At 70.1% G+C, this 20862-nt stretch carries 3 protein-coding genes; all 3 read left to right on the forward strand.

What is annotated here, in order from left to right; genetic code table 11:
* Window positions 1-6344 (forward strand): amino acid adenylation domain-containing protein (locus tag QMK28_RS08285; RefSeq protein ID WP_443050583.1); only part of this gene is annotated, 6344 nt, incomplete at its 5' end.
* Window positions 6341-10957 carry a non-ribosomal peptide synthetase gene (locus tag QMK28_RS08290; protein ID WP_326436376.1) on the forward strand — a complete coding sequence of 1539 codons (4617 nt, stop codon included), beginning with the start codon at window positions 6341-6343 and terminating at the stop codon, window positions 10955-10957. The genes QMK28_RS08285 and QMK28_RS08290, both read left to right, overlap by 4 nt.
* A gap of 35 nt (window positions 10958-10992) precedes the next feature.
* Window positions 10993-20811, forward strand: a complete 9819-nt coding sequence (locus QMK28_RS08295) for a non-ribosomal peptide synthetase (RefSeq protein WP_326436377.1) — start codon at window positions 10993-10995, stop codon at window positions 20809-20811.
* Window positions 20812-20862 lie beyond the last annotated feature (51 nt).

Consider the following 20862-nt stretch of genomic DNA (forward strand, 5'->3'; position numbering starts at 1 on the left):
CGGCCCTGTGCGTGCTGTTCGCCGGGGTGTTGGGGCTGGAGCGGGTCGGGGTCGAGGACAGCTTCTTCGAGCTGGGCGGGGACTCGATCATGTCGATGCAGTTGGCATCGCGGGCGCGTCGTGCGGGATGGGTGGTGACACCACGTCAGGTATTCGAGGAGAAGACACCGGAACGTTTGGCATTGGTCGCGGAAGCGGACGGCGCGGCGGGACATGAGGCTGTGGGAACCGTCCTGGAGGCGGAAGCGGAAGCGGGTGAGGTGGCGTGGACGCCGGTGATGCGGTGGCTGGGTGAGGGGGCTGCTGGTTCGCGGTTTGCGCAGTGGATGGTGGTGGGTGCTCCGGTTGGGTTGGGGCTGGGTGTGTTGGTGGCGGGTGTGGGTGTGGTGGTGGATGCGCACGACCTGCTGCGGGCCCGGGTGCTGCCGGGTGGTGCGGAGCCGTCGTTGGTGGTGGGTGAGCGGGGTTCGGTGGATGTGGCCCGGCTGGTGGTCCGTGTCGATGCGGAAGGTGTCGGGGACGCGGGGCTGGACGGGTTCGCGGGTGATGTGGCGGGGGCGGCGGTGGAGCGGCTGGATCCTGTGGCGGGTGTGATGGTTCAGGTGGTGTGGGTCGATGCGGGGCCTGGTCGGGTTGGTCGTGTGGTGTTGGTGGTGCATCACTTGGCGGTGGACGGGGTGTCGTGGCGGATTTTGTTGCCGGACCTTGAGGCGGCCTGCGAGGCGGTGGCGGCGGGGCGGGTGCCGGTGCTCGATCCGGTGGGGACCTCATTCCGGCGGTGGTCCGCTCTGCTGGCCGCGCAGGCTCGTAGCGAGGAGCGGCTGGCGGAGCTGGACGCCTGGACCGCGTTGCTCGGCGGGACGGAACCGACGCTGGGACAACGGGCGCTGGACCCGGCACGGGACACCGTACGAACGCTGCGACACCGCTCGTGGATGGTCCCGGCACAACAGTCGGCCACGCTGACCGCCCGCACGCCGAGCGTCTTCCACTGCGGTGTCCATGAAGTGCTGCTGGCCACGCTGGCCGGGGCAGTCGCGCACTGGCGACCCGAAACGGATGCTGCCGGGGCGATGGTGGATGTCGAGGGACACGGGCGCGAGCCGGTGGCGGACGCGGACCTCTCACGGACGGTCGGCTGGTTCACCAACGTGCACCCGATCCGACTGGACACCGGGTCGGTCGACGTCGCCGATGCGGCGGCGGGCGGCCGGGCGGCCGGTGCGCTGCTCAAAGCGGTGAAGGAGCAGGTGCAGGCGGTGCCCGGCGACGGGCTCGGATACGGGCTGCTGCGTCACCTCAACCCGGAGACCGGCCCGGCTCTGGCCGCGCTGCCGGCGCCGCAGATCGGGTTCAACTACCTGGGCCGGTTCGCCGCCGGTTCGCAGAGCGGCCCGGCCGGTCCCTGGCAGTCGGCCGGGGAGTCGGCGATCGGCGGCTCGGCCGACCCGGACGCGCCGGCCATGCACACGCTGGACGCGGGTGCGGTCGTACGGGACACCCCGCAGGGCCCGGAGCTGACCATCACGCTGAGCTGGCCCGGCGAGCTGTTGGAGGACGCCGAGGTGGAACGGCTGGGCCAGGTCTGGCTGGAGATGCTGACCGGCCTCGCGGCCCACACCACCGACCCGGCCGCCGGCGGGCACACCCCCTCCGACTTCCCCCTCGTCGAGCTGACGCAGGAGGGCGTGGAGGAGTTGGAAGCCGCGGTACCGGAGCTGGTGGACATCTGGCCGCTGTCGCCGTTGCAGGAAGGGCTGTTGTTCCACGCCGCGTTCGACGACGGCGGCTCGGATGTGTACGGAGGGCAGCGGGCGCTGGCCTTGGACGGGCCGCTGGACGTCGGACGCTTGCGGGCGTCGTGGGAGGCGGTGCTGGACCGGCACCCGATTCTGCGGGCCGGTTTCCATCGGCGCGCGTCGGGCGAGGCGGTGCAGGTCATCGCGCGGGACGTGGTGCTGCCATGGCGCGAAGCCGACCTGACCGGGCTGACGGAGGCTGCGGCTTCGGCCGAAATGGCGCGGCTGGACGAGAGCGAGCTGGCGAGGCGGTTCGACCTGACGAGGGGCCCGTTGCTGCGGCTGCTGCTCGTCCGGCTCGGGGCGAACCGGCACCGCCTCGTGATGACCACCCACCACATCATCGTCGACGGTTGGTCGCTGCCGGTGCTGCTCGACGAACTGTCCGCGGTGTACGCGGAGGGCGGCGACGGACGCGCACTGCCCGCGGTGGCCTCCTACCGGGAGTACCTGGCGTGGCTGGGCCGGCAGGACAAGGAAGCGACACGGGCTGCCTGGCGGGCGGAACTGGCCGGAACCGACGAGCCCACCCTGGTGGTGCCCACGGACTCGGTCAGGGCGCCGGTCAGGCCGGAACTGGTGCGCATGGAGTGCACCGAAGAGCTGACGCGAGCACTGACGGAGCTGGCGCGCGTACACGGGCTGACGATGGCCACGGTGGTGCAAGGGGCGTGGGCGCTGGTTTTGGCGCGGCTGGCCGGACGTTCGGACGTGGTGTTCGGCACCACGGTCGCCGGCCGGCCCACGGACCTGCCGGGTGCGGAGTCGGCGATCGGCCTGTTCATCAACACGCTGCCGGTCCGGGTGAACCTGGTGGCGGGACAGCCGGTGATCGAGATGCTCGTCCGACTCCAGGAGCACCAAGTCAGTCTGATGAGTCATCAGCACATCGGGCTGTCGGAGATCAATCAACTCGCCGGTCCGGGCGCGGAGTTCGACACGCTCGTGGTGTACGAGAACTACCCGCGATCGTCTGCTGGGCCTGTCGGCGCCGACGCGCTGTCCATCCGCCCCGCCGGCGAGACGAAGGACGCGAGTCATTACCCCCTGGGCCTGATCGTGGGCCCCGGCGAACGGCTGGAGGCACAGCTGGACTACCGGCCGGACGTCTTCGAGCGCGCCCAGGCGGAGGAGGTCCTGGGGTCCCTGCTGCGGGTGCTGGAGCAGATCGCGGCCGCCCCCTCGGCGCCCGTGGCCCGGGTGAGCGTGCTGGACGACGTTCAGCGGTCGCGGGTGACGGAGGGCTGGCACGACACCGCCTGTCCGGTTGTCTCCGGTCCGCTGCCCGAGCTGTTCGGGCGGCAGGTGAAACGGTCGCCGGACTCGGTGGCCGTGGTCGCCGGCGAGCGGTCGCTGTCCTACGGCGAGCTGGAGGCGGAGGCGGGACGGCTGGCGCGCTATCTGGTGGCTTCGGGCGTGGGCCCGGAGTGCCGGGTGGCCGTGGTGGTCGAGCGCTCGGCCGCGATGATCGTGACGCTGCTCGCGGTCTCGATGGCCGGCGGGGTCTTCGTCCCGGTCGAGCCGGGCTATCCCGTCGAGCGGGTCGAGTACGTGCTGCGGGACGCGGATCCGGCCGTGGTGATCTGCACCGAAGCCACCCGGAGTGTGGTCCCGGAAGGATTCTCGGGCCGGGTGACGGTCTTGGATGAGCCGGAGGTCGTCGAGGCGGTGGCGGGCTGTGCGCCCGGCTTCGTGGACGACGCGGAGCGGACCGGACGTCTGAGCCACGCCAACGCGGCGTACGTGATCTACACATCGGGGTCCACGGGACGACCGAAGGGCGTCGTCGTGTCGCATACGGGGCTGGCGAACCTGGCGCGGGCACAGATCGACCGGTTCGGCGTGCATCCGCAAGCGCGGGTGCTGCAGTTCGCGTCGTTGAGCTTCGACGCGGCGGTCTCGGAGCTGTGCATGGCGTTCCTGTCGGGCGGCTCGCTGGTGGTGGTCGCGACCGGCGGCCTGCCGCCGCGGGTCGCGCTGGGCGAGGTCGTACGGGATACGGGAGCGACGCACGTGACCGTGCCGCCGAGCGTCCTGGCCGTGGAAGAAGCGCTGCCGGAAAAGCTGGAAACGCTGGTGGTGGCGGGCGAGGCATGCCCGGCGGGGCTGGTGGACCGCTGGTCGGCTGGCCGGCGGATGGTGAACGCGTACGGGCCGACGGAGCTGACGGTGTGCGCGGCCATGAGCCTGCCGTTGTCGCCGGGCGTCGGAGACACGGTGCCCATCGGGCGTCCCATGGCGAACATGCGAACCTTCGTGCTGGACGAGTTCCTGCAGCCGGTTCCGGTCGGGGCCGCCGGCGAGCTGTATGTCGCCGGGCCCGGCCTGGCCCGTGGCTATGCCGGCCGGCCGGGGCTGACGGCGGAGCGGTTCGTGGCCTGTCCGTTCGTACCGGGTGAGCGGATGTACCGCACCGGGGACGTGGTGCGCTGGACGGCCGGAGCGCAGTTGGTGTTCGTCGGCCGGGCGGACGCGCAGGTGAAGGTGCGCGGGTACCGGATCGAGCCGGGTGAGATCGAAGCGGTCCTGGCCGCACACCCGGACGTGGCACAGGCCGTGGTCGTCACGCGCGGCGACGGCCCCGGCGACAAGCGCCTCGTCGCCTACGTCGTCGCGGACATGACTGACCGCACGCACGAAGACCTGCGAACCGCCCTGCGCGCACACGTGGCCGCGGTGCTGCCCGAGTACATGGTGCCTACGGCGTTCGTGCCGTTGGACCGGCTGCCGGTGACGGTGAACGGGAAGGTGGACCGGGCCGCGCTGCCGGCGCCGGACTTCGAGGGGCTGGTTTCCGCGCGTGAGCCGCGGACGGGGGCGGAGACGGCCCTGTGCGTGCTGTTCGCCGGGGTGTTGGGGCTGGAGCGGGTCGGGGTCGAGGACAGCTTCTTCGAGCTGGGCGGGGACTCGATCATGTCGATGCAGTTGGCATCGCGGGCGCGTCGTGCGGGCTGGGTGGTGACACCACGTCAGGTGTTCGAGGAGAAGACGCCGGAACGTCTCGCGCGCGTCGTGGAAACGCCGGGAGCGGACGGCGACGGCACGGGGGATGACGGCGTGGGTGAGGTGGCGTGGACGCCGGTGATGCGGTGGCTGGGTGAGGGGGCTGCTGGTTCGCGGTTTGCGCAGTGGATGGTGGTGGGTGCTCCGGTTGGGTTGGGGCTGGGTGTGTTGGTGGCGGGTGTGGGTGTGGTGGTGGATGCGCACGACATGCTGCGGGCCCGGGTGCTGCCGGGTGGTGCGGAGCCGTCGTTGGTGGTGGGTGAGCGGGGTTCGGTGGATGTGGCCCGGCTGGTGGTCCGTGTCGATGCGGAAGGTGTCGGGGACGCGGGGCTGGACGGGTTCGCGGGTGATGTGGCGGGGGCGGCGGTGGAGCGGCTGGATCCTGTGGCGGGTGTGATGGTTCAGGTGGTGTGGGTCGATGCGGGGCCTGGTCGGGTTGGTCGTGTGGTGTTGGTGGTGCATCACTTGGCGGTGGACGGGGTGTCGTGGCGGATCTTGTTGCCGGACCTTGAGGCGGCCTGTGAGGCGGTGGCTGCGGGGCGGGAGCCGGTGCTCGATCCGGTGGGGACGTCGTTCCGGCGGTGGTCCGCTCTGCTGGCCGCGCAGGCTCGTAGCGAGGAGCGGCTGGCGGAGCTGGACGCCTGGACCGCGTTGCTCGGCGGGACGGAACCGACGCTGGGACAACGGGCGCTGGACCCGGCACGGGACACAGCGCAGACCGTGCGGGTCCGCTCGTGGGCGGTTCCTGCCCAGCAGGCCGCGACGCTGGGGGGACGCACGCCGAGCGTCTTCCACTGCGGTGTCCATGAAGTGCTGCTGGCCACGCTGGCCGGGGCGGTCGCACACTGGCGACCGGGCGCTGAATCCGGAGTCCTGGTGAATGTCGAGGGGCATGGCCGTGAGCCGGTGGCGGGAGCGGACCTCTCCCGCACGGTGGGCTGGTTCACCAGTACCCACCCCATCAGGCTGCGGACCGGCGATACCGATCTCGACGATGTGCTGGCCGGCGGACCGGCGGCCGGCGGCTTGCTGAAGGCGGTGAAGGAGCAGGTGCAGGCGGTGCCCGGCGACGGGCTCGGATATGAGCTGCTGCGTCATCTCAACCCGGAGACCGGCCCGGCTCTGGCCGCGCTGCCGGCGCCGCAGATCGGGTTCAACTATCTGGGCCGGTTCGCCGCCGGTGCGCGGAGCGGCCCGGTCGGTGCCTGGCAGTCGGCGGGGGAGTCGGCGATCGGCGGCTCGGCCGACCCGGACGCGCCGGCCATGCACACGCTGGAGGCGGGCGCGGTCGTACGGGACACCCCGCAGGGCCCGGAGCTGACCATCACGCTGAGCTGGCCCGGTCAGTTGTTGGAAGAGGACGAGGCGGAACGGCTGGGCCGGCTCTGGCTGGAGATGCTGGGCGGACTGGCCGTTCACACCACCGACCCTGTCGCGGGCGGGCATACCCCCTCCGACTTCCCCCTCATCCACCTCGCACAGGACGAAGTCGAGGAACTCGAAGCGATAGCAGCAGAACTCGAAGGAGGACGGTCCCTGTGAAATCGTCAACACCCGTCAAGGGCTCCGCCCTCGCAGAAGTCTGGCCGCTGTCCCCCCTCCAGGAGGGGATGCTGTTCCACGCCGCGTACGACGACCAAGGCCCCGACGTCTACGCGATGCAGTGCGTGCTGGCCGTCAACGGGCCACTGGACGCGGACCGGTTCCGGGCGTCCTGGAAGGTGTTGCTGGGCCGCCACGCGGCGCTGCGGGCGAGTTTCCAGCAGCGTAAATCGGGTGAGGCGGTGCAGCTCATCACGCGGGACGTCGTACTGCCGTGGCGCGAGGTCGATGTGTCCGGTCAGGACGAGCCCGACATGCTCGCTCAGGTCGGGAAGCTGGCCGACCAGGAGCGGGAGCACCGGCTGGACCCGGCGGCGGCGCCCTTGCTGCGGCTGCTGCTCGTCCGGCTCGGTGAGCGCCGGCACCGGCTGGTATTGACGACCCATCACATATTGATGGACGGCTGGTCGATGCCGGTCCTGCTCGACGAGCTGTCCGCGGTGTACGCGGCGGGTGGAGACGTACGGGTGCTGCCGCCGGTGGCCTCCTACCGGGAGTATCTGGCGTGGCTGAGCCGTCAGGACAAGGATGCGGCGCGGGCTGCCTGGCGGGCGGAGCTGGCGGGCGTCGCTGAGCCCACTCTCGTGGCGCCGGTGGACCCGGCCAGGGGCGCGGTGTTGCCGAAGGACACCCTGGTGGGGATTTCCGAGAGGACCACCGCGGCGTTGACGGAGTTGGCCCGTCGCCGGGGCCTGACGTTGAACACGATGGTCCAGGGCGCGTGGGCGCTGGTGCTGGCACGGCTGACCGGGCGCAGCGATGTGGTGTTCGGCGCCACGGTGGCAGGACGGCCGCCGGAGCTGCCGGGTGTGGAGTCGATGGTCGGCCTGCTCATCAACACGCTTCCGGTACGGGTGCGTCTCGAAGGCGGGCAGCCGGTCCTGGAGATGCTGGCGCGGTTGCAGGAACGCCAGTCCGCGCTCATCGCACACCAGCACTTGGGACTGTCGGAGATCCAGAAACTCGCCGGTCCCGGCGCGACCTTCGACACGCTCCTGGTGTACGAGAATTACCCACGTCCCCCCGCTGAACCCGCCCCCGCCGACACACTCTCCTTCGCCGGCATGGAGACGCACGAGGCGACCAATTTCCCGCTGACGCTGGGGATCGTTCCCGAAGATCGTCTGCAGATCCTCGTGACGCACCGGCCCGACCTGTTCGACGAGCAGGAAGCGGTCCGCATGGGCCGCCGTCTGGCGCGGGTGCTGGAACAGGTGGTGGCCGATCCGGCGGTTCGGGTGAGCGACATCGACGTGCTGGACGAGGCCGAGCGCTCGCGGGTGGTCGGGCAGTGGAACGACACCGGTCAGCCGGTGCCGTCGGGCACTGTCGTTGATCTCTTCGGTGCGTGGGCGTGCCGGTCTCCGAACGCGCCGGCGGTGCGGTGCGGTCCGGTGGTGCTGTCGTACGGGGAGTTGGAGGCGCGGGCGAATCGCTTGGCGCGGTATCTGACTGGTTTGGGTGTGGGTTGGGAGAGTCGGGTGGGTCTGTGTCTGCCGCGTGGGGTGGACATGATTGTGGCGCTCTTGGCGGTGTGGAAGGCGGGCGGCGCATTCGTGCCGTTGGATCCGGAGTATCCGGCTGACCGGCTGGCGTTCATGGTCGCGGACAGTGGCGCGTCGGTGGTGCTGGTGGACACTGGCGGAGCACTGTCCGAAGTGTCGGGAGGTACGGCGCGGGTGGTGCTGCTGGACGAGGTCGCGGAGGCCGTCGCGTCCGAGTCGGCGGAGCCGCTGGGCGTGCCCGTTGCGTCCGGCCAACTTGCCTACGTGATCTACACCTCGGGGTCGACGGGCCGACCGAAGGGCGTGGCGGTCGCTCACGGCGGCGTGATGAACCTTGCCGGGGCGATGCGACCGGTTCTCGGCGTCGCCGAAGGCACGACGGCCCTCCAATTCGCGTCGTTCAGCTTTGATGCGGCGGTCTTGGACGTGGCGGTCACGCTGGGGGCCGGGGGCACCCTGGCGATTGCTTCGAGCGAGGAGCGTACTGAGCTGGGGGCGTTGGCGGAGATGATCCGCTCGGCGGGCGTGACTGTGGCCAGTGTGGTGCCCTCGCTGCTGGGCGTGCTGGACCCGGCTTCTGTTCCCGGCGTGGAGAACTGGGTGCTCGGCGCGGAGCGTCTGAGTGCTGATCTGGCTGCTCGGTGGAGGGCTGGGGCGCGGGTGTGGAACACCTACGGCCCCACCGAGGCCACCGTGATCACTACGACGACGCTGCTGGATGAGGGCATCAGCCCGCAGGACGCGCCTCCGGCCATCGGCCGCCCCATCGACAACGCCCAGGTATTCGTGCTCAACGACTTCCTGAAGCCCGCTCCGGTCGGGGCGGTCGGCGAGCTCTACGTGGCCGGGCCCGGCCTGGCCCGCGGCTACAACGGCCGCCCGGACCTGACCGCCGAACGCTTCGTGGCCAACCCCTTTGCCACCGGTAGGCGGATGTACCGCTCGGGCGACCTGGCCCGGTGGACGGCCGACGGACAGCTGGAGTTCGCCGGCCGCGCGGACGACCAGGTCAAGGTCCGCGGCTTCCGCGTCGAGTTGGGTGAGATCGAATCGGCGCTCGCGTCCCACGTGACCGTGAGCCAGGCCGCGGTCGTCGTCCGCGAGGACCGGCCCGGCGAGAAGCGCCTGGTCGGCTACGTCGTCTCCGACGTGCATGAGGCCGACCCGAAGATGCTGCGTGAACACGTGGCCCGGACACTGCCCGACTACATGGTCCCGGTCGCTGTGGTGCCGCTGGTCCGGCTGCCGTTGACGGTGAACGGAAAGGTGGACCGGGCCGCGCTGCCCGCGCCGGACTTCACCGAACGGGTCTCCGGGCGGGCGCCGGAAGGCGAGATCGAAGAGACTCTGTGCGGCCTGTTCGCCGGGGTGTTGGGGCTGGAGCGGGTCGGGGTCGAGGACAGTTTCTTCGAGCTGGGCGGGGACTCGATCATGTCGATGCAATTGGCGTCGCGGGCACGTCGTGCGGGGCTGGTAGTGACGCCACGTCAGGTGTTCGAGGAGAAGACCGTGGAGCGTCTCGCGCGCTTGGTGGAGGCGGCGGGGGCTGAGGCGGACGCTGCGGATGATGTGGGTACGGGCGAGGTGCCCTGGACGCCTGTGATGCGCGCGCAGGGCGAACGGGTTGCTGGTTCGCGGTTCGCGCAGTGGATGGTGGTGGGCGCTCCGGTTGGGTTGGGGCTGGACGTGCTGGTGGCGGGTGTGGGTGCGGTGCTGGATGCGCACGACCTGCTGCGGGTTCGGGTGGCACCCGGTGGGGAGGCGCCCCCGCTGGTGGTGGGCGAGCGGGGTTCGGTGGACGCGGTGGGGCTGGTCACGCGGGTCGATGCGACCGGCGTGGCGGACGGTGAGCTGGACGGGTTCGCGGGTGATGCGGCGCGGGCGGCGGTGGAGCGGCTGGATCCTGTGGCGGGTGTGATGGCGCAGGTGGTCTGGGTCGATCCCGGGCCTGGTCGGGTTGGTCGTGTGGTGTTGGTGGTGCATCACTTGGCGGTGGACGGGGTGTCGTGGCGGATTTTGTTGCCGGACCTTGAGGCGGCCTGTGAGGCGGTGGCTGCGGGGCGGGTGCCGGTGCTCGATCCGGTGGGGACGTCGTTCCGGCGGTGGTCGGGTCTGCTGGCCGCGCAGGCTCGTAGCGAGGAGCGGCTGGCGGAGCTGGACGCCTGGACCGCGTTGCTCGGCGGGACGGAACCGACGCTGGGGCAACGGGCGTTGGACCCGGCACGGGACACGGCACAGACCGTGCGGGTCCGCTCGTGGGCGGTCCCTGCCCGACAGGCGGCCACGCTGACCTCCCGGACGCCGAGCGTCTTCCACTGCGGTGTCCATGAAGTGCTGCTGGCCACGCTGGCCGGGGCAGTCACGTACTGGCGAACGGGCGCTGACCGCCGAGTCCTGGTGGATATCGAGGGGCACGGCCGGGAGCCGGTGGCGGGAGCGGACCTGACACGCACGGTCGGCTGGTTCGCGAGTGTGCATCCGGCCCGGCTGGACATGACGGGTGTCGACCTTCCCCAGGCCCTGGCGGGTGGCCGGGCCGCCGGCGCACTGCTGAAGGCCGTCAAGGAGCAGGTACAGGCGGTACCCGGCGACGGGCTCGGATACGGGCTGCTGCGCCACCTCAACCCCGACACAAGTCCCACGCTGGCCGCGCTGCCGGCCCCGCAGATCGGGTTCAACTATCTGGGACGGTTCGCCGGCGGCACATCGACGGGCGTGGTGGGCCCGTGGCAGATGGCGGGGGAATCGGCGGTCGGCGGTGCGGCCGACGCGGACATGCCGGCGACGCACGCGCTGGAGGCGGGCGCGATCGTACGGGACACCCCGCAAGGGCCGGAGCTGACCATCACGCTGAGCTGGCCCAGCGAGCTGTTGGAAGAGGACGAGGCGGAACGGCTGGGCCGGGTCTGGCTGGAAATGCTGACCGGTCTGGCCGCTCACACCACCGATCCCGCCGCAGGCGGGCACACCCCGTCCGACTTCCTCCTCGACCTCGCGCAGGACGAAGTCGACGAACTCGAAGCCGAGTTCGCCGACGACCACATGTGACCCGCTGCAACATTCCGTTGTGAGGAGAAAGAGCGATGACTCGATCCCATGTCGAAGATGTATGGCCGCTTTCGCCGTTGCAGGAAGGCATGCTGTTTCACGCAGCCCTCGACGACCAGGGCCGTGACGCCTACCAGGGGCAACGGACACTTGAGCTGATCGGGCCGGTGGACGCGCAGCGGTTGCGCACGTCGTGGGAAGGACTGCTGGCCCGGCATGCCGTGCTGCGGGCGAGTTTCCGCCGGCGCAAGTCGGGCGAGGCGGCCCAGGTCATCGCGCGGGAGGTGACGCTGCCGTGGCGGGAGGCGGACGTCTCCGATATGACGGAGGCCGACGCTCTGGTCGAGCTGGACCGGCTGGCCGCACAGGAGCTGTCGGAGCGGTTCGACCTGGCGGTCGCACCGTTGCTGCGGCTGCTGCTCGTCCGGCTCGGTGCGGAGCGGCACCACCTGGTGGTCACCAGTCACCACATCCTCATGGACGGCTGGTCCCTGCCGGTTCTGATCAACGAAATGTTTACGGCATACACGGCAGGTGGTGACGCTGCGGGATTGCCCCCGACGACTTCCTACCGGGAGTACCTGGCCTGGCTGAACCGTCAGGACAAGGATGCGGCGCGGGCTGCGTGGCGGGCGGAGCTGGCGGGCGCCGCTGAGCCCACACTCGTAGCACCGGCGGGCCCACCCCCGGCGGCCGTGGCTTTCGCAAGCCTGATCACCGAGATTCCCGAGGACATGTCCCAGGGCCTGGTGAGGCTGGCCCGTAGCCACGACCTGACGGTGAATACGGTGGTGCAGGGCGCGTGGGCGCTGGTGCTGGCACGGCTGACCGGGCGCGGCGATGTGGTGTTCGGCGCCACTTCGGCAGGGCGACCCACGGAGCTGCCCGGCGTGGAGTCGATGGTCGGCCTCACCATGAACACCCTCCCGGTACGGGTGTGCCTCCAGGGCGGGCAGCCCGTGCTGGAGATGCTGGCGCAGTTGCAAGAACGCCAGTCCGCACTGATGACTCACCACCACCTCGGGCTGCCGGAGGTCCAGCGACTGGCCGGCCCAGGCGCGACGTTCGACACGCTCGTGGTGTACGAGAACTACCCCCGTCCCCCCGCCGCGCCGCCCACCCCGGACGCCTTCGCCATCCGTTTCGCCGGCGGGCAGGAATCCGCGCACTATCCGCTCACGCTGCTCGTGGCCCCCGGCGACCGGATGCCCTGCAAGCTCGACTACCGGTCGGACGTGTTCGACCGTGACGCCGTCGAGCTGATCTTCGAGCGTCTGGTACGGGTACTGGAGCAGATCGTGGCGGACCCGACGGCCCGGGTGAGCGACATCGACGTGCTGGAGGCGGCTGAGCGTTCGTGGGTGGTCGAGGAGTGGAACGACACTGCGCTGCCGGTGTTGGCGGGGTCGTTGTTGGAGCTGTTCCGGGTTCGGGTCGAGCGGTCGCCGGGTGTGGCTGCGGTGCGGTGTGGCTCGGTGGTTGTGTCGTATGGGGAGTTGGAGGGGCGGGCGAATCGTCTGGCGCGGTATTTGACTGGTTTGGGTGTGGGTCGCGAGAGCAGGGTCGGATTGTGTCTGCCGCGTGGGGTGGACATGGTTGTGGCGCTGTTGGCGGTGTGGAAGGCCGGTGGCGCGTATGTGCCGTTGGATCCGGAGTATCCGGTGGACCGGCTGGCGTTCATGGTTGCGGACAGTGGTGCGTCGGTGGTGTTGGGCACCGGCGGAGCACTGTCCGAGGTGCTGGTCGGGGCGGCGCGGGTGGTGTTGTTGGACGAGGTCGCGGAGCGCATCGGGTCCGAGTCGGGGGAGCCGCTGGGCGTGCCGGTTGTGCTTGGCCAACTCGCGTACGTGATTTATACGTCGGGGTCGACGGGTCGGCCGAAGGGTGTGGCGGTCGCCCATGGTGGGGTGGCGAATCTGGCGGAGGTGATGCGGCCGGTTCTCGGCGTGGCCGAGGGCACGGTGGCGTTGCAGTTCGCGTCGTTCAGCTTTGATGCTGCGGTCCTTGATGTTGCGGTGACGTTGGGCGCGGGCGGGACGCTGGCGATTGCTTCGAGTGAGGAGCGTAGTGAGCCGGGGGCGTTGGCGGAGATGATCCGCTTGGCGGGTGTGAGTGTGGCCAGCGTGGTGCCGTCGCTGCTGGGTGTGTTGGATCCGGTTTCTGTTCCTGGTGTGGAGAACTGGGTGTTGGGTGCGGAGCGTCTGAGTGCTGGTCTGGCTGCTCGGTGGAGGGTTGGGGCGCGGGTGTGGAACACCTATGGGCCCACCGAGGCCACGGTGATCACCACAGCGACGCTGCTGGATGAGGGCATTACGTCGCAGGACGCGCCGCCTGCCATCGGCCGCCCGATCGGCAACGCCCAGGTGTTCATCCTGGACGCTTTCCTTAAGCCTGCTCCGGTCGGGGCGGTCGGTGAGTTGTACGTGGCGGGTCCTGGTCTGGCCCGCGGCTACGTAGGGCGCGCGGATCTGACCGCCGAACGCTTCGTGGCCTGCCCGTTCGTACCCGGTGGGCGGATGTATCGCTCGGGTGACCTGGCCCGCTGGACGGCTGAGGGACAGTTGGAGTTCGCTGGCCGCGCGGACGACCAGGTCAAGATCCGCGGCTTCCGCGTCGAGCCCGGTGAGGTGGAGTCCGTCCTCGCCTCGCACCCGGACGTCGGCCAGGCCGCAGTCGTGGTCCGCGAAGACCGCCCCGGCGAGAAGCGCCTGGTCGCATATGTCGTTCCCATGGTCGCTGTCGAGTTCGACAGCACGGTGTTGAGTGGCTTTGCCGCCCGTCACCTGCCGGAGTACATGGTTCCCGCCGCGGTGGTGGTGCTGGAGGCATTGCCGCTCACGGTGAACGGCAAGCTGGACCGAGCCGCTCTGCCCGCACCTGACCGCGCGCTCAGCACCGGCCGTGCTGCTGCGACACCGACGGAGGAGGTGTTGTGCGGACTGTTTGGTGAGGTGTTGGGGGTGGAGTGGGTGGGGGTTGGGGTGTCGTTCTTTGAGTTGGGTGGTGATTCGTTGTTGGCGATGCGGTTGGTTGGGCGGGTGCGGTCGGTGTTGGGGGTGGAGGTGGGTGTTCGGGAGTTGTTTGGTGCGCCGACGGTGGCGGGGTTGGCGGGGTTGGTTGATGGTGCTGTGGGTGGTGTGGGGGTTGGGTTGCGGTCGTGGGAGCGGCCGGGGGTGTTGCCGTTGTCGTTTGCGCAGCAGCGGATGTGGTTTTTGAATCGGTTGGAGGAGTCGGGGTCGGAGGGTGCTGCGGCTTATAACTTGCCGTTGGCGTTGCGGATTTCGGGTGGGTTGGATGTGGGGGCGTTGGGGGCGGCGTTGGGGGATGTTGCTGATCGGCATGAGAGTTTGCGGACGGTTTTTCCGGATGTGGAGGGTGTGCCGTTTCAGCGGGTGTTGGAGGGGGAGTTGGGGCGTCCGTCGTTGGTGGTGGTGGAGGCTGGTGAGGAGTGGGAGGGGGTTTTGGCTGGGCTTTCGGGGCGTGGGTTTGATGTGCGGGTGGATTTGCCGTGGCGGGTGTGGTTGTTGAGGGTTGCGCCGTCGGAGTTTGTGTTGTTGGTGGTGGCGCATCATATTGCTTCGGATGGTTGGTCGATGGGGGTGTTGGCGCGGGATCTTGAGGTTGCGTATGGGGCGCGGTGTGTGGGTCGGGTGCCGGGGTGGGAGCCGTTGCCGGTGCAGTATGCGGATTATGCGTTGTGGCAGCGGGAGGTGTTGGGGGAGTTGGGGGATTCGGGGAGTTTGGTCAGTGGTCAGTTGGATTATTGGCGGGGGGTTTTGGCGGGGGCGCCGCAGGAGTTGGTGTTGCCGTTGGATCGGCCGCGGCCGGCGGTTCCGTCGTTCCGGAGTGGTTCGGTGCCGGTGGGGGTGGGTGCGGGGACGCATGCGGGGTTGGTGGAGTTGGCGGGGCGTGGTCGGGTGACGATGTTTATGGTCGTGCATGCGGCGGTGTGTGTTTTGTTGGCGCGGATGGGCGCTGGGGAGGATGTGGTGGTCGGTACTCCGATTGCGGGTCGTTCGGATGCGCAGTTGGAGGAGTTGGCGGGGTTCTTTGTGAATACGTTGGTGTTGCGGGCGGATTTGGGTGGGGATCCGTCGTTCGTGGAGTTGTTGGGGCGGGTGCGGGAGGCGGATCTTGGTGCGTATGCGCATCAGGAGGTGCCGTTTGAGCGGTTGGTGGATGAGTTGAATCCGGTCCGTTCGACGTCGCGGAGTCCGTTGTTTCAGGTGATGGTGGCGTTGCAGAATGTGCCGGAGGCGCGGTGGGAGTTGCCGGGGTTGCGGGTGAGTGCGGTGCCGCCGTCGTCGGCGCCGCCGGCGCGTTTTGATTTGTCGGTGACGTTGGGGGAGCGGCGTGGGGCGGATGGGGCTCCGGCCGGTTTGGGTGGCGGGATCTTGTATGCCGCGGATCTGTTCGATGAGGCGACGGTGCGGGCGCTGGCGGCGCGTCTGGCGCGGGTGCTGGAGCAGGTCGCGGCCGACCCGCAGATCCACCTCAGCGACATCAACGTACTGGAGGAGATCGAACGCTCCCAGGTAGTGGAGCAGTGGAACGACACCACCCAGCCGGTGCCGGTGGGAAGCGTTGTTGATCTCATTGCTGCGTGGGCTGGGGCGGCTCCGGGTGTGGCGGCGGTGCGGTGCGGTCCTGTGGTGCTGTCGTATGGGGAGTTGGAGGCGCGGGCGAATCGCTTGGCCCGCTATCTGACCGGTCTCGGTGTGGGTCGCGAGAGCAGGGTCGGATTGTGTCTGCCGCGTGGGGTGGACATGGTTGTGGCGCTGTTGGCGGTGTGGAAGGCCGGTGGCGCGTATGTGCCGTTGGATCCGGAGTATCCGGTGGACCGGCTGGCGTTCATGGTTGCGGACAGTGGTGCGTCGGTGGTGCTGGGCACCTCCGCGACCTCGGCGCGGGTGTCGGCCGGGGCGGCGCGGGTGGTGTTGTTGGACGAGGTCGCGGAGCGCATCGGGTCCGAGTCGGGGGAGCCGCTGGGCGTGCCGGTTGTGCTTGGCCAACTCGCGTACGTGATTTATACGTCGGGGTCGACGGGTCGGCCGAAGGGTGTGGCGGTCGCCCATGGTGGGGTGGCGAATCTGGCGGAGGCGATGCGGCCGGTTCTCGGCGTGACCGAGGGCACGGTGGCGTTGCAGTTCGCGTCGTTCAGCTTTGATGCCGCTGTCCTTGATGTTGCGGTGACGTTGGGCGCGGGCGGGACGCTGGCGATTGCTTCGAGTGAGGAGCGCACTGAGCCGGGGGCATTGGCGGAGATGATCCGCTTGGCGGGCGTGAGCGTGGCGAGTGTGGTGCCCTCGCTGCTGGGTGTGCTGGACCCGGCTTCTGTTCCCGGTGTGGAGAACTGGGTGTTGGGTGCGGAGCGTCTGAGTGCTGGTCTGGCTGCTCGGTGGAGGGCTGGGGCGCGGGTGTGGAACACCTACGGCCCCACCGAGGCCACGGTGATCACCACAGCCACCTTGCTGGATGAGGGCATCAGCCCGCAGGACGCGCCGCCCGCCATCGGCCGCCCGATCGGCAACGCCCAGGTGTTCATCCTGGACGCTTTCCTTAAGCCTGCTCCGGTCGGGGCGGTCGGCGAGCTCTACGTGGCCGGTCCTGGTCTGGCCCGCGGCTACAACGGCCGTCCGGACCTGACCGCCGAACGCTTCGTGGCCTGCCCGTTCGTACCCGGCGCACGGATGTACCGTTCGGGCGACCTGGCCCGCTGGACGGCCGAGGGACAACTGGAGTTCGCCGGCCGCGCGGACGACCAGGTCAAGATCCGCGGGTTCCGCGTCGAGCCGGGCGAGGTCGAGTCCGTCCTCGCCTCGCACCCGGACGTCGGCCAGGCCGCAGTCGTGGTCCGCGAGGACCGGCCTGGCGACATGCGGCTGATCGGCTACGTCGTACCCGAGACAGTCGTACCCGAGGAGGTCGTATCCGAGGCAGCCGTACCCGAGACACAGGGCATCGACCAGCGGCTGCTGCGTGAGCACGTGGCCAAGGCGCTGCCCGACTACATGGTCCCGACAGCGGTCGTCGTGCTGGAAGCACTGCCGCTCACCGCCAACGGCAAGCTCGACCGGAATGCCCTGCCGGTGCCCGATCTTGCCGAACGGGTCTCCGGCCGGGCGCCGGAGAGCGAGACCGAGAAGGCCGTGTGCGCGCTGTTCGCCGAGGTCCTCGACCTCGAACGGGTCGGTGTGGACGACAACTTCTTCGACCTGGGCGGCAACTCGACACTGGCGATGCGCCTGGCCGGGCGGATCAGGACCGAGCTCGGAACCGAGTTGAGCATGCGTCAGTTCTTCGGCGCGTCGACACCGCTCGGCGTGGCGCGGATGCTGGAGTCGAAGGTGCGCCCCGTACTGGAGCCGGTCGACCACCCGGACGACATTCCCCTCTCGGCGAGCCAACTGCGCACCTGGCAGCTGGCCCGGCTGAACGAGGACACGGCGGACCAGCAGACCTCGGTCGCACTTCGCCTGGGTGGTGAGCTGGACCCGGCCGCGTTGGAGCAGGCGCTGGGAGACGTCGCGGCGCGGCACGACATCCTGCGGACGACCTTCGTCGGCGCCGACGGCGGCGATGTGCGCCAGCACATCCTGGAGGCCGATACCGGCCGTCCCACGCTGACGGTGGTACCGGCCACTGAGGGAGAGCTGGCCGATCTGCTGGCCACCCGTACCCAGCACAGGTTCGACCTCTCGCGGGAGGCGCCCTGGGCGCAGTACTTGTTCGCCCTCTCGGACACCGAGCATGTGTTGCTCCTCGTGGTGCACCGGATCGCCGCGGACGACGCGTCGTTGGACGTACTGGTCCGCGATCTCGCGGCGGCGTACGGCGCACGGCGGGAAGGCCGCGTTTCCGAGCGAGCGCCGCTGCCCTTGCAGTTCGCCGACTACGCGCTCTGGGAGCGGGAACTGCTCCAGGGCGAGCAGGACGCGGACAGCCTGATCAGCGATCAGCTCACCTACTGGAAGAACACCTTGGCGGACGTGGGCGCGGAGACGCGGCTGCCGACCGACCGTCCGCGGCCGGTGCGGCCGTCCCACAGCCGCGGTGCGGACTCCGTTCCGCTGAGCCTCGACGCCGAGGCGCACGACCGGCTGATGGAAGCCGCCGAAGCTCATGGGGCTTCCGCGTTCATGGCCGTGCACGCCGCCCTCGCGTTGCTGCTGACACGGCTCGGCGCGGGAGACGACCTCACGCTCGGAACCGTCCTCCTGCGCCAGGACGCCGAAGAGGGGCTGGACGGGTTGGTGGGCCCCTTCACCGATCGGCTGGCGCTGCGTACGGACATCTCCGGCGACCCCACGTTCCTCGAACTGCTCGGCCGGGTACGGGAGACCGATCTGTCCGCCTACGCCTATCAGGACGTCCCCTTCGAGTACCTGGTGGAGGCGCTGCGGCTGCCCCCGTCGAAGGGGACCCATCCGGTGTTCCAGGTCCTGCTCGAAGTGCACGACGACATCGCCGAGAAGTGGGACACGTCGGAGCTGCCAGGTCTGCACACCACCCGGCTGCCGGTGGAGACCGAGTTCTCCGGGCTGGACCTGTCGTTCAGCCTCACCGAGCGGCAGGAGGACGACGGCAGCCCGGACGGCATGGACGGTTCCCTGCGGTACTCCGCGGAACTCTTCGACCGGGCCACCGCCTCAGCCCTCGCGAACCGGCTCATCCGTGTTCTGGAACAGGTGGGGGCCGATCCGGGGCTGCGGCTGAGTCAGGTGGACATCCTGCTGGACCCGTCCGAGCACCGTCGGTTGGTGGAGACTTGGAACGACACGGCGGCGGAGGTCCCGGACTGCACCCTGGTCGAGATGCTGGCCGAGCACGTGGCCCGTACCCCCGATGCCGTCGCGGTCTCGGATCAGGACGGCGCGCTCACGTACGGCACGCTGGATGCCGCGGCAGGGCTGCTCGCCCATCGGCTGGTCGGGCGGGGGGCCGGGCCGGAAGAGGTCGTCGTGGTGGCGCTGCCGTCTACGGCCGGGCTCGTGGTGGCGCTGCTCGGCGTACTCAAGTCCGGCGCCGCCTGCCTGTTCGCCGACCCGGACCGGCCCGTGGAGGGGATCGCGTCCGCTTTGAGGCGGAACCGTCCCGCCGCGCTGATCTGCACTGCCGTCACGGCCGGGCTGCTGCCCGACGACAACACGGTCGCGGTCGTGCCGATCGACGACCTGCTGCCGGCGGCGGTGAACGGCGCAGCACGCGAGGCCGGCCTCACGGGGCACGACCTCAGCCGGTTGCCGTCGCCGTTGCCCGGTCACGCGGCGCTGGTGCTCGACGCCACGACACCGGCCGGCGCCGCCGCGGGTGCGGTCGTCGAACACCGTGCGCTGGTCAACCAGGTGGCGCACCGTATGCACGCCTTCCCGGCGGATCACGCGGTGACGCTGGACGTACGCGCCCCCCTCTCCGCGCTGTACACGTCGCTGCTGGCGGCCCTGTGCGCCGGCTGCGGCGTCCGGCTGGGCGTACCCGGGCGGGACGGCACACCGGCCGCTGGAGACCCGGCTGCTGGAGACCCGGCCGCGCCGGATGGCACTTCGCTGCTGGTCACCACTCATGAGCAACTGGCCGCGGTGATGGAATCCCCGGCCGGGGAACCGCCTTTCGCCGAGGTCATGGTGGTGGACAGCGGGCCGGCGGCAGCCGGGAGCATGGAGGAGTGGCGGGAGCGGTATCCGGACGTGGCGCTAGTGAGCGGCCATGGCGCGGCGGAGACCGCCGGCTCGTGGCTCGACCACCGGCACGGGCCCGAAGAGCCCCTCGCGCTACATGTCCCCACCGGGCGGCCGGCGTGGAACACCCGTGCTTTCGTGCTGGACGACCTCCTGCGCCCGGTGCCGCCGGGTGTGGTGGGAGATCTGTACGTCGCGGGGGCCTCGCTGGCGCGCGGCTACGCGGACGCTCCGGGGCTGACCGGCGAACGGTTCGTGGCCTGCCCCTTCGGCCGTGCCGGGGAGCGGATGCTCCGTACGGGCGAGCGGGCGCAGCGCACCGCTGCGGGGCTGCTCACGGTGCTGGACGAGGACCCGAACAGCGACCAGCGGTCTCAAACGGCCCTGCGCGCCGTCAGGAACCGCGACGACCTGGACGTGCTGTTGCCGCTACGGTCGGCCGACGGCCGGCCTCCGCTGTTCTGCCTGCACCACAGCACCGGTTTGAGCTGGGGATGGGCGGCCATCCTCCAGCACCTGCCGGAGGACCAGCCGGTGTACGGGGTGCAGGCGCGCGGCCTCGCGGGGCCGGAGCCCCTGCCGCAGAACATCGAGGAGATGGTGGCCGACTACGCCGATCAGATCCGGTCCGTCCAGCCCTCCGGTCCGTACCACCTGCTCGGGTGGTCCGTCGGCGGCGTGATCGCCCAGGCGCTCGCCACCCGGCTTGAGGAAGTGGGCGAGGAGGTGGCGCTCCTCGCGCTGCTCGACGGTTACCCCGGCGTCCTCGGCAGGTCCACCTTCACCGGCGCCGAGGACCCGGGCGGCGCGGAAGGCGACGCCATGCCGGAGGCGCGCGATTTCCAGACGTCCCCCGGCGAGGGCGCCCCCTTCCCGATGGGCGTGAGCGGCCCGCTCGTGACGAACATGCAGGAGATCATGCGGAACACGGTCGAGATCGCGCAGAATCACACACCGCGTCGCTTCCGGGGCGACCTCCAGCTCTTCATCGCGACCGAGGACCGCCCGGCGGACCTGCCGGTGCCGGACGCGATCGCGAGCTGGCAGCCCTTCACGGGTGGGGAGGTCGTGGCGCATGAACTGCCCGTCAATCACAACGACATGCTCCAGGCGGCCAACCTGTCGCACATCGGACGCATCGTCGCGGATGCGATCCGGGCGGTGGGCGACGCGTGAGAGGCGCGAGCGCGACGACCGAGAGGCAAGGGACGACCGAGGGGCAAGGGA

This window comes from Streptomyces sp. H27-D2 (assembly GCF_035828615.1).
Classification (GTDB): domain Bacteria; phylum Actinomycetota; class Actinomycetes; order Streptomycetales; family Streptomycetaceae; genus Streptomyces.

What these genes read in the sequence shown, in the direction of transcription:
- QMK28_RS08295 (WP_326436377.1), top strand. Translation starts at nt 10,993, where the DNA reads ATGACTCGATCCCATGTCGAAGATGTATGGCCGCTTTCGCCGTTGCAG.